The 14,021-nt window shown below is 61.9% G+C and carries 12 protein-coding genes and 5 pseudogenes; 8 read left to right on the plus strand and 9 right to left on the minus strand.

From position 1 onward, the window contains the following. Window positions 1-4: 4 nt before the first annotated feature. From I6F12_RS00055 to I6F12_RS00070, 4 genes are all read right to left on the minus strand, one after another. Window positions 5-2,248 (minus strand): S8 family peptidase, encoded by a 2,244-nt coding sequence (locus tag I6F12_RS00055; RefSeq protein WP_225155210.1) that lies wholly within the window; start codon window positions 2,246-2,248, stop codon window positions 5-7. Further along, window positions 2,245-3,375 (minus strand): ATP-binding protein, encoded by a 1,131-nt coding sequence (locus I6F12_RS00060; RefSeq protein WP_225155211.1) that lies wholly within the window; start codon window positions 3,373-3,375, stop codon window positions 2,245-2,247. Before I6F12_RS00060 ends, I6F12_RS00055 begins: the two co-directional genes overlap by 4 nt. A gap of 147 nt (window positions 3,376-3,522) precedes the next feature. Next, window positions 3,523-4,395 (minus strand): ImmA/IrrE family metallo-endopeptidase, encoded by an 873-nt coding sequence (locus I6F12_RS00065; RefSeq protein WP_225155212.1) that lies wholly within the window; start codon window positions 4,393-4,395, stop codon window positions 3,523-3,525. Further along, entirely contained in the window at window positions 4,395-4,754 is a 360-nt protein-coding gene (locus I6F12_RS00070; protein ID WP_225155213.1) for a helix-turn-helix transcriptional regulator, read from the minus strand. The genes I6F12_RS00065 and I6F12_RS00070 overlap by 1 nt, the downstream gene beginning before the upstream one ends. A gap of 157 nt (window positions 4,755-4,911) precedes the next feature. Between I6F12_RS00070 and I6F12_RS00075 the strand changes: the two genes are divergently transcribed. The 4 genes from I6F12_RS00075 (at window position 4,912) to I6F12_RS00090 (ending at window position 7,746) form a co-directional block, all read left to right on the plus strand. Beyond that, window positions 4,912-5,427 (plus strand): hypothetical protein, encoded by a 516-nt coding sequence (locus tag I6F12_RS00075; RefSeq protein ID WP_225155214.1) that lies wholly within the window; start codon window positions 4,912-4,914, stop codon window positions 5,425-5,427. After that, window positions 5,420-5,722, plus strand: coding sequence for a hypothetical protein (locus tag I6F12_RS00080; RefSeq protein ID WP_225155215.1), 303 nt, complete (start codon window positions 5,420-5,422; stop codon window positions 5,720-5,722). The genes I6F12_RS00075 and I6F12_RS00080 overlap by 8 nt, the downstream gene beginning before the upstream one ends. Window positions 5,723-5,872: 150 nt before the next feature. Next, a complete protein-coding gene (locus I6F12_RS00085) occupies window positions 5,873-6,397 on the plus strand; it encodes a hypothetical protein (RefSeq protein ID WP_225155216.1) in 525 nt (174 codons plus the stop codon). A 23-nt stretch (window positions 6,398-6,420) separates the two neighbouring features. Continuing rightward, window positions 6,421-7,746, plus strand: coding sequence for a hypothetical protein (locus I6F12_RS00090; protein ID WP_225155217.1), 1,326 nt, complete (start codon window positions 6,421-6,423; stop codon window positions 7,744-7,746). Window positions 7,747-7,877: 131 nt separating this feature from the next. On the opposite strand, the pseudogene I6F12_RS00095 reads toward I6F12_RS00090, so the two are convergent. From I6F12_RS00095 to I6F12_RS00110, 4 genes and pseudogenes are all read right to left on the minus strand, one after another. Beyond that, window positions 7,878-8,062, minus strand: a pseudogene (locus tag I6F12_RS00095) (DNA polymerase IV); the annotation flags it as partial. Between the two features lie 59 nt (window positions 8,063-8,121). Beyond that, a pseudogene (locus I6F12_RS00100) lies at window positions 8,122-8,842 on the minus strand (SOS response-associated peptidase family protein). 3 nt (window positions 8,843-8,845) lie between these two features. After that, window positions 8,846-9,295 (minus strand): hypothetical protein, encoded by a 450-nt coding sequence (locus I6F12_RS00105; RefSeq protein ID WP_225155724.1) that lies wholly within the window; start codon window positions 9,293-9,295, stop codon window positions 8,846-8,848. A gap of 46 nt (window positions 9,296-9,341) precedes the next feature. Beyond that, window positions 9,342-9,737 (minus strand): annotated as a pseudogene (locus tag I6F12_RS00110) (hypothetical protein). Window positions 9,738-9,881: 144 nt separating this feature from the next. Between I6F12_RS00110 and I6F12_RS00115 the strand changes: the two are divergent. The 4 genes and pseudogenes from I6F12_RS00115 to I6F12_RS00130 all read left to right on the plus strand — a co-directional run bounded on the left by I6F12_RS00115 (window position 9,882) and on the right by I6F12_RS00130 (window position 13,036). Further along, window positions 9,882-10,802, plus strand: a complete 921-nt coding sequence (locus I6F12_RS00115; protein ID WP_225155218.1) for a Ku protein — start codon at window positions 9,882-9,884, stop codon at window positions 10,800-10,802. A 440-nt stretch (window positions 10,803-11,242) separates the two neighbouring features. Beyond that, window positions 11,243-11,443, plus strand: coding sequence for a hypothetical protein (locus I6F12_RS00120; RefSeq protein WP_225155219.1), 201 nt, complete (start codon window positions 11,243-11,245; stop codon window positions 11,441-11,443). A 14-nt stretch (window positions 11,444-11,457) separates the two neighbouring features. Next, window positions 11,458-11,873 (plus strand): annotated as a pseudogene (locus I6F12_RS00125) (hypothetical protein). A 339-nt stretch (window positions 11,874-12,212) separates the two neighbouring features. After that, window positions 12,213-13,036 (plus strand): annotated as a pseudogene (locus I6F12_RS00130) (ribonuclease HII). Between the two features lie 6 nt (window positions 13,037-13,042). Here I6F12_RS00130 and ligD read toward each other — a convergent pair. Then, window positions 13,043-14,011 (minus strand): non-homologous end-joining DNA ligase, encoded by a 969-nt coding sequence (gene ligD / locus I6F12_RS00135; RefSeq protein WP_225155220.1) that lies wholly within the window; start codon window positions 14,009-14,011, stop codon window positions 13,043-13,045. Window positions 14,012-14,021 lie beyond the last annotated feature (10 nt).

A 14,021-nucleotide genomic window follows, 5' to 3' on the forward strand; every position in this document is an offset into this window, starting at 1 on the left:
CTCACTATTCCGTTTCATCCTTGTTCTGGACGCGCACGGGAATCTCGACCAGCGGGATGAGGGCTTCAAGCTGCCCGCGGTAGCGCCGGACGATGCGTTCGTAGAGATCGGCGACGCGCCGTGCGGTCACGGACACGACGAGCGCGTATTTCAGCTCCAGCGACTGGCGGATGCCGTGCCCTTCGGCGCGCGCGTTGTAGTGGATGTCGAATACCGGGCCGTCCAGCGATCGGCCGCGGAAATTACCTTCGCCATGCAGACAGTTCTCCCATTTCCACGCGTCACGTCGTAGCTCTTCTTCGGTGACTTGCGGCCGGTTTTTGCCAAAGAACGGTTTGCTGGCCGCGTGCGCGGCATCGTCATCCTTGAACACGGTCTTGTTTGGCCGGAAGACGACGTCGAGGCCGGCGCGCGTGTAGTTGCTTGGGTGATGCGGATCGACTTCGGTCGTATAGCAGAGGGTCGCCTTGACCTTGACCATGCCTTTCAGCTCTTCGTCAGGCATCGGGATCGGCGCACGAATGTACTTCGAGGCGGTAACGGTGCCCTGGTAGACGACACGCACCGTGTCATCATTGCAAATGACGAGGTCGTCGAGATGATTGGGGAGGCGGCCCCAGCCGATCTCGGCATGCGGAATGTCTGCGGTCTCGACGCAGTGGACCAGCAGCGCGCGGATGGCGAGTGGGCTAAGGAGCGGTCCGAGATGCGCGCGGACGCCGGAGCCCATGCGGAGCACTGAGGGAGCCGCAAAGCTGGTGCCGCCCGTTGGTTCGATCTTCGGAGCATCCTTGGTGCGCAAGACCAGAAACGGTCGGGCCGTCGATCCACCGAACGCGACGAGATCGGGCTTGATGAGACCCGGGCTGCGTCCGGGACCGACGGAACTGTAGCCGGCACGAAGCCATCCCACGTCGGGGCTGTCGGCAGCGCCCACGGCCAAGGCGTTGACGCAATCGGCCGGGACCTGAACCCGGTTGGCGCCGATCATTTCGTCGCCTTCGCCGCCATTGCCAGCCGCTACCACGGCAAGGCATTCGCCCTTGGACAAAAAGTCATCGAACACCGCCGTCCAGGCATGGACTTCGTTGTCGTCGATGGGGAGCTCGGGCCCGAGGCTGAGGTTGATGAAGTCGTACTTGGTGCTGGCCAGCACGTTTTTGATGCGGTCAAGCACCTCATAAAGCTCGTAGGGGTTCTGGCCCGGGGTTGTATCGACGACCCGGTAGTGATGCACGGGCGCGAACGGCCGCGGTGCGGGCTTGTTGGACTGAAGGTGGCCGAACAGAAAAGCGGAAGTGACGCCGACGCCATGGCGAAGAAGAGTATCCTCTGGTGCGCCCACGCCTGGCGCATCAATGGGCGTGGCCCACTTCGTCAGCGGATGTTTCGCTGGCAGCCCGCCATCGAAGATCGCGGCGCGGATCTTGGGATCGATCGGGCCTTCCTTTGGCAAAGTGACGGAGTCAGAACCAACGCCGGCCGTGCGGATGGTCGGCCGCAGCATCCGCAAGGGTGGCATCGGGCGGACGGCGCGCACGAGGCTGAACGCGGCGACGTCCTTCATCTTGTTGCGCGGCGCCTCAAGTTCTAGAAAGCAAAGGCCGCCGGCATAAAATCGCTTCTCGAGCGGCGCCCGCAGGCCAAGGGACTCCAGATATTTCTTGAACAGCGGAACGTAGTCCTCCTCGCCGTCATCTTCGTTGGCATGAAGGACCACTTCGAAGACGCCGGTCTTGCCGGATTCCTCGATATGGATCAGCTTTTCCGTCGGGGTTGGGACGTTGACCTCCTCGATGGTCGGCAGCTGCTTGGCTCCATCGGTGTCCGGCTGCCAGCCTTCGACCTGCTGTGACCAACGGCGGAACGCACGTCGCGAGCCCATGAGGAAGAGCTCAGTGGTGACGGTTTCGGCGGGCTCCCGGCCGCCGCTGCGCTTTTGCGGTGTAATGCGCTTGGGCCGGCTGCCGACCGAAGTTAGCCCGACCGACCGCAGCAGGTCTCCCGGGAAATAGGATTTGGCGATGTACTCCGGGTTCAAGGTTACGGTCGCAACAGCCTGATCGTTCGGGCAGGCGGCCGCCGGCAGCGCGTCCAGCTTGCGCGACACGGTGGCCAACATCGGCGCAATCCGGGATCGGGCTTCCGCAAACGTGTAAGGGTGTTGCTTCTCGGCTCCACCGGACTTGATCTCGATGCGGTGTGCGAGGCGTTCGCCGCGAGCCAGCAGAAAATTTCGGTTTTTCATGCGATCACCTTTCGACGGCGGACACGGCTCGATGTCGTGCCCTCTTTGCGGATCGTGTCGCGGGATACGCCCGTGATGCGCTGCGCCTCGCGCTGCGACGTGATGCCGGATTGCTCCAGAAGCCGGGCGAGATCGATGCGCTCGGAACGCGTCAGCTCGTCAGCGCGTACAAGCGCCTTGAGCTGCTCATCGAGCGGTGCCCCAGAGGTCACCGACGAACGGCGTGCAAGCGTGATAGTGCGCTCGATGTCATTGTGAGATTTTCCTTTGAGCGCTAGCGAGAGGACCTTGCCCCACTTGTCGGCGTCGCCGAAGTACGGTTTCAGCAGGGTCCTCACTAGCTGCTCGATTTGGGGCGGGTTGGGTACGCTGAAGGCCACCGCCATCTCGAACCGCCGCCACACGGCCGGGTCAAGAAGTTCGGCATGGTTGGTGGCCGCGACCAAGATGCCGGTGGCTGGCCAATCGTCGACTTCCTGCAGAAGCACCGTGACGAGCCGCTTCAACTCGCCGATTTCGCCGCGATCGTCGCGGCGCTTGGCGAGCGCGTCGAGTTCATCAAGAAGAAGCACGCATTCGATGCTCTTGGCGTAATCCAGCACATGACGGAGATTGCTGCCCGTGCGGCCAAGAAAGCTGCTCATGACAGCCGCAAGGTCCAGAATGAGGAGCGGGCGCTCGAGTTCGCGGGCGAGCCATCGCGCCGCCATCGTTTTGCCTACGCCGGGGGGGCCAGTGAACAAGATCGTGCGCGTGGGATGCAAGCCTGCCTTCTGCAACGCCTCCGGTTCGCGGCGCTCCACGACAAGCTGCTTGAGGCTGGCTTCGATGTCCGGTGCCAGCACCATCTCGTGGTCGAGCGAAATCGCATTCTCCACGCGCAACAGATGAAGTCGGGAGTCCGCATCGACCGGAAGGGGCACCTCGGATTGCCGGCGTAGTGGGGAGGCGCGTGTCGGTGACTCGCGTAGAAGCGCGGCGAGGTTCGCCGCCATTTCGGGGAATTCGGGCTGATACCGCTTGACCGCCCGGTGGACGAGCAGCTGCACATCCTGGGGCCTTCCGGTCAGCGCGAGCCGCGCCAGATCGACGAAATCTCCGGTTATTTGCTTTGTTCGTTCCGCCATGGTCCTACCGTATGAGAGAAGGCGGATAATGTAGTACAGGGTGGGCTAATTCACAATTAAGGATTCAAAACTAGTCCATCTACTAAAAACATGTAGTATAATCAACGTGTAATGCATGTTATTTGGTGGACTAGTAAGGCTTGAGGGCTACCCGAATCGAGGTTCCCAGGGGCCGTCGGAACCAGAATCGTCATCGTCGTCGTCCAGCGAATCCACCGTGGTGATGACCGTAAGCGAACGCCCGTAGCGCCCAAGGCCGACGACCTCCTCGTAAAGCTCGATATCCGGAAAGACGCCGAACCAGTCAATGCCGTGTGTCTCGTCGGCGATGCGCTCGGCTTGTGCGACACGGTCTGGGTCTGCGTTGAGACGATGGGTCACGGAGCGACGAGGCACCGCGTCACCCTTGCGCGGCCACCGGCCCGGTTTCAGGGAAATGAACCGGTCGGACATGAAACAGAACTCAATCCGGTTTCCGTGCGATTGAATGATGGCGACGGCTTCCCGGCTGAGCTGCTGATAGCGGATCGCTGTCGCTGTGAGCGAAGTCTCGCACCGCGTTTTCAGATGCTCGATGGCATCCAGTCCGTCGCCCGCCGTTTCCATCGCCCGCGTAAACAGCCGCGTCGGCATAAGTAGGCCGGCAGCAAAGTGGTCGGCTTCCAACTCATAGCGATCGTCCGACACGAAGCCACTTCGAGAGTAGTGCTCGGTCGCGCCATCCGGCAGGATCGCATCAATGTGGCCCGGCAGGTAGCAATGCCCAATTTCATGGGCGACGCTGAAGTGCTGGAATCCTTTGCTTTCGATATGCGTCGCGTAGGCGATCGCTGACTTGCCGTGCGCGTGGATGAACATCCCGGACACGCCGTCGTGATCCTTCGGCATCGGTACGACGCGGATCCCCTGGCTCTTCGCAAGCGTGATGGGATTTACGGGCAGCTTGTCGACTTTGAACTCGTCGCGAAGCAGCTTCTCGGCGAAGGCCGTGGCGAAATCGTAGGGCCCCCGCCGCGCCATCAGTTTCCATCCTCGGAAGGGAAGGCCAGCGATCGAATGATCTGGCTTGCAAGGTCGCGGTTCTTCTTGTTGAGCCGCTGAACATCTCGATAGAGCGGGTCACTCGGTACCGCGTAACCTTCCGGATCATCCGACCGGCCGAGGAGGTAGTCCGTCGTGACTCCGAGCGCATCAGCAAGGCGCCGCAGGTTGTCGAACGACGGCTTTCGGGTGCCGGTCTCGAAATGGGATATGGCGGAGCCTTGCAAGCCGGAGCGCTTGGCCAGCTGATCTTGGTTGAGGCCTCGCAGATCCCGGGCGGATTTGAGGCGATCTGGGAAAACGGCAGACGGTGCCGGAGGGGGGCTTGACGATGACATGACGAATGCGTATAGTTTGTAGTTGACGGATACGTTATGGGCTAAGGGCCCATTTTCTGGGCCTGCAACTTGACGAATTCGTCAATAATATACACGACGACATCGGCATATTCAAGCGGAATCGTCGTGGAAACATCTGAAAACACGAGGTTTTGGAATGAATACACATAATCACCACCAGCATACGGAGGGGCAGCCTCACAACGAGGCGGTCCAGGTCGAGGTCGAGATCGAGGACCGCGTCGAGGTCCTGGTGGTCCCGGTCACCAAGGACATGGTGTTGGTGGAGGTGATCCGCACGAAGCTGGAACTGGAAGCCGATGTGCATCTGTTCGAGCGGGATAACGATCAGCCTCTCCACCATCACCCGCACGGCCGCAAGCACCTGCGTGTCGTCGGCCACCGCTGCCACCAGGTGACGCTGGAGGTGCGTTACGAGCACCTCGTCAAGCATCACCACTTCTCGCCGTCGGCGACGGTATTCCGCGCGTTGCAGTGGTCGGTCGGCAAGCACGGCTTCAACCTCGACCCGATGACCGCGGCAAAGGCGAACCTGATCTTGCCGGGTGCCGACCAGCCGCTGCCGCGCGACGACGTCCTCTCGAAATATGTCAAGCACGGTCACTGCACGCTGGTGGTGGACCTCACGTTGAAGGACTTCACCAATGGCTGACGAGACCATCTCGGCCTCGCAGCGCACGCTGGAAGCGCAGCTCAACTCGCTGCGCTTCCAGTGCGGTGCCGAAGAGGGGCGGTGGGCGATCCTCCGCTACGCCTTTCCCATCCTCGAAGTACGGGTGACCGGCCACGATCCTTGTCGCGTGCAGTCGGCGAGCGTCGAGTTCCAGTTGCTCTGCGACAACTTCCCCGCGCTGGGCCCGTTTGTTCAGCGGTGGGATCACGCGGCGAATGCGCGGCCGGCGGCGCCAGCGGCCGGCACGACGTCTCCGGTGTGTTCGACGCGCTGAAGGACTGGACGCGCGACGGCACGAACGAGCACGGCGGCATCTACCGCGCATGGCAGCGCTATGCGGCGCTTCACAACGGCTGGGCGGCGAAGCGCCCGGACGAAGCATGGCGGCGCGACCGCCACATCACTTTCATAATGGAGCACCTGTATGGACTGGCTTGTGAACACGCTGCTTGGTTGGCTCGGTCTTGCGCCGCCTAGGCTGCGCTGCAGCGCCTTGATCTGGGATGAAGGCGTGCAGGAACTCGCACGGCGTACGCTGGGCGGCCGCCGTGAGAGCGGAGCTTACCTGCTGGGTCGGCCACGCCGCGATGGCAGCCGGGATATTCTCGATTTCATCTACTACGACGACGTCGATCCCGAAGCGTTGGCGACCGGGATCGTGACCGTTCGCGAGACGGCGTTGCCACGCCTGTGGGAGATCTGCCGCGCTCGCGGCTACGGCGTGGTCGCCGACATCCACGTTCACCCGCATGGGTATGGCCAGAGCGACTCGGACAAAGCGAACCCAATCATGCCGCGCGCCGGGCACATCGCGCTGATCCTCCCTCACTTTGCACGCAACAACCCGCGTCCAGGCACCATCGGCATGTTCGAGTTTCTCGGCAACGGAAACTGGGCCGAGCACAGCGCCGCGGGGAGGAAGTTCTTTCGCCTGGAGGCTTCGCGATGAACAAGTTCTGGAAACGCTCGCGCGTGACGAAGGCGCTGACCGACGGCGGCCGCGCCGGTTCGTTCGAGGAGGCGGAGGCACGCCTGAACGCCGTGCGCATTGATGTCGTGGTGGGCGGTGACCAGGTGTCTACCACCGCCGGGCAGGCCGCGGCGTTGATCGCTGTGGCAACCGCCCGAAAGTGCTTCGGTCGGGTGACGCTGGTCATTGCTCGCGACGTGCCGCTGATCGCCGCCTTGCCGCTTGGGGGCACGATGAAGGCGGCGGCCCGGCGCCTTGGCGCCCGTGTCGACACGCGGCCGAGTAGGCTCGCGACGCACACGATCGGCATCGGCGATGCTCCGGCCGGCGCGAGCTGGAATATTCGGTGTTGGTGGGATCGCTGGTTGGCTGGAACGCGGGCATTCGATGGCGACGAGATTGGGGACAGCCGTCTTCCGCTATCGGGCGTCTTCGCGGGCGCGGTTGCCGTGCGGCAGGTCTTCGCTTGTGTTCTGGCCGGACATGACATCCGCGCGCGCGATACCACAGTGTCGCTGTGGACGCCCTGGCTGCCGGCGAGCATGGACGAAATCGGACCCGATCGCTTCGACGTGCCTGACAAGCTCTGGCTGCTCGGGCTCGGCCATCTTGGCCAAGCCTTCGTGTGGACTCTTTGCTTCCTGCCCGGGCAGGACGAGCGCCTCGTGGTGCTTCAGGACAATCAGAAGATAAGCGAAGAGAACGAGGCAACGAGCTTGCTTGTGCTCCCCGGCGATGGCGAGCTCGGTGAGAAGAAGGTGCGCGTCGCCGGCGTCTGGCTCAAGCAGGCGGGCTGGGAAACGAGCCTGATCGAACGCCGCCATGTCGGTGACCTCGCCCTCGGCGAGGATGATCCGCCTATTCTCCTTTCGGGCCTCGACCGCCTGAAGCCACGGCTGGTGCTGGCCAAGCATGGCTTCCCGTTCATGATCGACGCCGGGATCGGGCACGGGCCCGGCGACTTCGAGGGTGTTCAAGTGCGTACCATCGTGAACGGGGAGCCGCCCGAGAGTCTCTGGAGCGAGTCTGCCAAGGCGGAGGATACCGCGGACGGGACGAAGGGCCTCTTGAACCGGCCGGCCTATATGGTGCTCGAGCAGCATGTCGGCGAATGCGGCAAGGTGAGCTTTGCCCAGGCGAGTGTAGCCGTCCCGTTCGTCGGCGCGGCCACCGGCGCGATCGTTATCGGTCAGGCGATACGGCTTGCCACGCTGGAGCCGGCACCGGTCTTTCTTCAGATGGAGCTCGGCGCGCCGGAAATGGCAACGCTCGGCGGTCTCACCGAAGCGCCGAACGCCAATCTAGGGAGCTTTTCGGTCCGACTCTAAACCCATTCGTTGTGCTAACGATCCTTGTGCCTTGCGAGGCCTATCGCAGGGCGCAATGCGGGCAACGGCGCGTCCTGGCCCGAAGTCTTCCTCGCCACTAGCAAGGGATCGTAGCACAAGGCGGAATCGCCAACGTCCCGCGCCAACGGAATGCCTTGCAGATTTTCGGTGACATCAAGGTAGGCCTCGTCCAGTGACAACGGCTCTATGATGGCCGTGTGCTTGGCGAATATCTCTCGGATTTGTCGGGAGATCGCCATGTAGACCTCGAAGCGGGATTGTCCCGCTGCTCGACGGACGCATAGAAGGCGTCCATCTCGATGTGGATGATCTTGCGTTGGCGGGGGACCGCCCCCTGATCGTCGTCTTCGTCCGTCACGGCGCCGGCCCAGTCGGATCTTCCTTGACGCCGCGAGCGACTATTTTTAGCGACCCGTCCGGAAGCGGCCGCTGCAGCTTCAAGGCCTCGTCCGGAGTTGCTGTCATCCAGGCTTCGACTTCGTCCGGTGTCGTTAGAATCACGGGCATCGCCTTGGGGTGGATGGCCGCGACGTCGGGGCTCTGTCGTGAGGAATGCGTAAAGGTGGTTAGTCGTCTCACCTTCCTTGACCTTCCGGACGGACGTCCAGTTGGTCCAGATGCCGGCGAAGCAGGCGAGGGGACGGGTCTCATCGAGCGCGAACCAGATATTACCGCCCTCGCCCTTGTTGAACTCGCTGAACGAGTTGAACGGCACCAAGCAACGATTTTCTGTGCCGAGCCATCTCGTCCAGTGCTTGCTTTTCACGTTGCGGATGTTTGTCGTGCGGCCGTCCGGCTCCATCCGCAACAATTCCTTGAAATCCACTGCCTTGCCCTTGGCCTGCAGTTTTTCGGCCCATTTCTTCGTGGCGTCCATCAGCACTTTTGACGATGATGGCATTCCCCAGCGCGCAGTCGTGAGTTCGCGGCCATTGGCGCCGTTACGTACGATTGGCGCCGTGTAGTCCGGAAAAACCCCGGGCATCGGTGCCAGATTGCCAACGTATCGGTTCACGACACGAAACAGCGCGCTGATCGCGGCCTGGTTGGTCGTGATCGAATAAAGATTGCACATCGGTCAGGATTCGGTTCGAGGATGGCGCGGCTGCCAGGTCAACTGTAGCAGAGTCGCGGATGGACGCCGGCCCGCCTTGACGCATTTGCGACAGCGCAACCGGCTGGCGAGATCGTGCACGAAGGTGGTCGGCGGGTGCTTCATCGCCGCGAGGTCGACGTCGCTCGGCGTCTTGCAGCGCGCGCACCTGATCTCCAACCAGGGGAAGCCTCCGTTCACCGCCTGATCCATGGTGGGTGACGGATCGATCGGTTCGCCGTCACTCCACATCCGCTCGTTCCAGCTTTCGCAAAGCAGTCTATCGGCTTGCTGGATCATCGCCTCGCCTTTGGCCCGCATCTCCGCCGATTGGGTAGCCAGCATGCTAGCCATCGCGCGTGCCTTGCCGAGCTCCTTCGTCAGAGCCTTACGGTCGCCGCCCGACAGCGGCGTAGGGTGATACTTCGGGGCCATCCGGACATCCAGGCGCAAAGAGAACGGATCGGCAAATCCAGAGGAACTACGGTGTCTCGAAGGCGGGCCAGCACCCGTCTTCTTCATGCCTGCCGGTGCGCTGCTGGCAGGTGTTGTCGAGCAACCGCTGCGCCACGTCCTTCCAGACGGCGTTGGCGCCATACAAGCGGATGGCATCGGCGGTCTGGATTTCTACGGTCCGCTCGCAGCGGCGGCAGGAGACGCGCAGTACGTGACGCTGCATTTAGGAAAGACGTCGCTGCCGCGCTCCGGCCGCTGTCCTCCCGGCGCGAGGGTCTTTGAGGACTGATTCCCAGTATTCGGCTGGAAGCTGCGAATCCGGAGCCGGAGTCGAAGAGCCCGGCCTACGGGCGGCTTCGGCAGACAGCTTTTCCATTTGCTTCGGGGTCGGCATGCGCCAGCTCGCGGGTCGGTCGGTCATGCCCGAATCAGAACATAACAAGAACAAATGTCGAGTCCGTCCAAGGGCCTAGGTGAGAAAAATCGGCCTGTTGGACGGGTCGCGATGCGGAACCAGGCGAGCCGTTCGTCTTGAATCCGGCATCAGTAATGGAGTTCCCCCGCGATGGCCCCCCGCGCCAACTGGAAAGGCTTCCTTCGTCTTTCCCTCGTCACCTGTCCGGTTGCGCTCTATCCGGCTACGTCGGAATCCGAAAAGGTCTCGTTCAACCAGTTGAACCGAAAGACCGGCCATCGGATCAAGTACGCCAAGGTCGACGCCGACACCGGCGAGGAGGTCGACAACGAGGACATCGTCAAGGGCTACAAAGTTGATACCGACACCTTCATCGAGGTGACCAAGGAGGAGCTTGAGAACGTCGCGCTGGAATCGACGCGAACCATCGAGATCGACGAGTTCGTCGACCGCAGCGAGATCGATCCGCGATATCTCATTCGCCCCTACTACCTGAGTCCCGACGGTAAAGTCGGGCACGATGCCTTCGCCGTCATTCGGGAAACCATCCGCGAGATGAACAAGGTTGCAATCGGTCGCGTGGTGCTGACCAATCGCGAGCACATCATCGCGCTCGAGCCGCTCGACAAGGGACTGATGGGTACGCTGCTGCGCTACCCCTACGAAGTCCGTGCCGCGGATGAGTATTTCGACGACATTCAAGATGTCAAAGTCACCAAGGACTTGCTTGATCTCGCCAAGCACATCGTCAATCAGAAGGCGGGCCATTTCGAGCCGGACAAGTTCGAAGACCAGTACGAAACCGCCCTCATCGATCTCATTAATCAGAAGCGCGCCGGCAAACCCATCACAGCGAAAGCGCGTCCTCGAGGTGAGAACGTCGTGGATCTGATGGACGCGCTGCGCAAGAGCATCGGACGAGACGCGACAGGCCCGACAGAGGCGCCGAAGAAGACAGCCAAGAAGCCGCGCAAGGCGGCGGCCGGGCAGAAGGAAATGCTGATGCCGATCACCGGCAAAAAAACGGCGAAAGAGAGCGCGGCGAAAAAGCCGCAGCGAAAGTCGGCCTAGCCTATCGTGAAGCACCGGTCACGCCAGACGGTCACTCCTTCGTCATCCGCGCAGGCTCTGGCGGATGGTAAATCCCATCTCGACGAGGTCGCGTGAGACTATCGCGCTGACCGGCAGAAATGCGACAGCCGGCGAGGCCGAACCAACGGCGCATAGAGCCGTCGACCTCGCGATTTGAAATGAGGGGGACACTTTGCGCGCCGCTGGCCGCGCCACTGCGGAAGTTTATCAAATTACGTGATTTGCCCTGGGGAGAGTGTTTGGGCAGCATAGTCTTTCAGCCTAATCAGTTCGGTTGGGGGGCTTCGGCCAGTGAGACGATCCGTTGGGGGCGAGACGCAGCTATGGGTGCAGTGCACCATCCGCAAAGTTTAACATGCTTGAATCCCCAAGCTGGCGAAACCGCGCTAGGATTAGATTTTCCCTTATGGGGGCAGCATATGTTCGACACGGCAACCACCGCGCTTTTACGCGTGGTTCTCGATGAAGTCTGTGAAAGCATCTCGCACTGCGAGATCGGGGCACGTACCCACGTCGCGTCGAAAATCCTAGAGGCTGCGACGAGAGGCGAGATCTCTCCCGAAGGTCTCAAACAGGTTGGTCGCGACGCCCTCTCGCACGCGCCGACGATGTGGCGCTGATCGCGGGGGCCGGCGTGAACTTCCAGGTCACCCTCCTGAAGATTTTGGTAGCTTATCCGGACGGCTTTGCCGTGATGGAGGACCTCAAGAGGGATATGGCCATCCTGGCAACGAGTGGCCGCGACTGGGCCGACCGGACCAGGCGCCTCGCGGCGAGAGTGCCCGACCTCGACATCTTCTCACAAGGATTGGTCGAACGGATAAGCGGAGGATGGAAGATCACGTCCAAAGGACGGGCGTTGCCGAATTGATGGAAGCGCGGCCAACGGCCTTGGAAAGGGCCGAGGCGCCTCCAGTTCTGGAGACGAGTGCGACCTCGCCGGCGCCTGTTCCTCCGCTGCGGCAGCCCGCCGATCGTGCCAAGCGACGGCGCGAAAGACGTGAACGTCGGCGCGAGGCGCGCGAACGGGCAAGAGCAAACGCGTCTTGAGGTCGCGACTGAGGGAAGAAAAATCCGCCAAATGGTAGCAGCGGTTTGATAGTCCGGACTGTCGATTTGCCTCCCCAGCCCCAAGCGTACCGCCGTTACGTTGTTTGCGGCCATGCGGGCCCCGATCTACTCGGGACGGCGACTGAGCACGGGTCCTTCTACCGAGCCGGCGAGCGACAATATAGCGAGGAAATGGAGGCTGAACCCGCGCGGGAGAGCTGGCCGGGTTCCTTTTTGAGAGAGCGGTTCCGCGGTCGGTGAGGCTGTATAGCTACTTCAGACAATCGCCATAAAGTTCGCTGACATGCTCCCCCACAGTCAATCTTCACGAAGGCCATAATGTCCCAGTACTCACTCGATGTATTGCGTCAGCGCTATGTCGTCGAGAAAAGACCGCTCGAGGCCAGCGTCGAGCTGATCTTGCGGGCCGACACCCGCGCCGGAGCGCGTGCCATCCTGGCTTCAATCGATAAAGGCCGCTTCGAAAATAGGTCGGAAGGGCAGCGCCTTCGCAAGATCCTCCGCTTCGAGACCTCTCTCTGGGAAACAGGCCATCATGCCGTGGCAGGCGTGGATGAGGCCGGAATGAGCCCTCTCGCCGGGCCGGTCTCCGCTGGCGCCGTGATCCTTAAACCGGGCACGCGGATAGTCGGAATCGACGACTCAAAAAAGCTCGATGCCGCGGCTCGCGAAGAACTCGCCAAGGAGATCAAGCAAAAGGCAGAGAGTTGGTGTGTGGCGTTCGTCGAAGTCGACGAGATCGACGCATCAATATCTATTGGGCGGGCATCCAGGCTATGCAGCGTGCGGTCCGGGGACTGGGGTTGACGCCGCAGCACTTGCTGATCGATGCGAAGCGGTTGAAGGAAATCGATATTCATCAGCAGGCCATCATCAAAGGCGACGCCAAGTCCGCCAGCATCGCGGCCGCCTCCATCCTCGCGAAGGTCGAGCGCGACGCCGTCATGCGGACGCTCGATGTACGACACCCCGGCTATGGCTTCGCGGATCACAAGGGCTACCCGGTGCCGGCTCATTATGAAGCGCTCGCCAGGCTTGGTGCATGCGCGGCTCACCGGAGATCGTTCGGACCGGTACGTAAGGCTCTCGGGTTGCCGCCCTTGCCGCCATGGCCTTCGGCATCCGAGCGCGACGCCGGCTGAACAGGTCTACGCTTCGTCTCGGCGCGCTATTTTCGCGACCACTTCTTTTTCGCGTACGACGTCCTTCGCGTTTTTGTCGGACCGCAGCCCGAGATAGACCGGCTGGCGCAGCTCGCCGTTGCTGGTCCACTCCGCGAACTTCACTTCTGCGACCAACGCAGGACGCACCCAGGTCGTGACCTGCTCATCCTTCACCTTTGCAGGGAACGGTGACTTGGCGGTTTTGAGCTTCATGAGCTTGCCATGAAGCTCTTCGAGAACTTGGTGGCTGAAGCCGGTGCCAACGTGGCCTATGTACCGCCATGCATCTCCTTCGCGTACCGCGAGGACGAGAGCGCCAAAGAAAGGCCGGGTTCGCCTCGGCGCCGTGAAGCCGGCGATCACGACCTCTTGCCGCTGCGCGGTCTTCACCTTCAGCCAGTCGGCGGTCCGGCGTCCGGACGCGTACGGGCTATCGGCGCGCTTGGCCATGATGCCTTCGAGATGCCTCCGCTCGGCATCTGCGAAGAATTTCGTTCCCTTGCCTTTGCGGTGGTTGCTGAACGCGATGAGCTTGTGGCGCGGAAGGATGGCCTTGAGCCGCTTCTTGCGCTCGAGGAGCGGCAGCACGCGCAGGTCCTCGCCATCCGCGAACATCAGGTCGAACGCGCAGTACAAAAGCTTCGCCTCATGGCGCAGCGCGTTTTGAAGCAACTGGAAATGCGAGACGCCGTCCTTTCCGATCGCGACGAGCTCCCCGTCGATCACGGCATCGCCCTTCACGCCCTCCAGCGCTTTAGCGACCTCGATATAGTTGCGGCTGATGATCTTGCCATTTCGGCTGTAGAGCGCAACCTTGCCTCGCCGGATTTCGGCGATCATCCGGAAGCCGTCATACTTGTCCTCGAAAACCCAGCCGGGATCGTCGAACGGCGCGTCGGTGAGCGTAGCGAGCATCGGCTGCAGGCGCTTGGGCAGGGTCGACGTCCGGCTCATTCGAGGCCAA

It is taken from the genome of Bradyrhizobium sp. IC4059 (assembly GCF_020193615.1).
In the GTDB taxonomy this organism is placed as follows: domain Bacteria; phylum Pseudomonadota; class Alphaproteobacteria; order Rhizobiales; family Xanthobacteraceae; genus Bradyrhizobium; species Bradyrhizobium yuanmingense.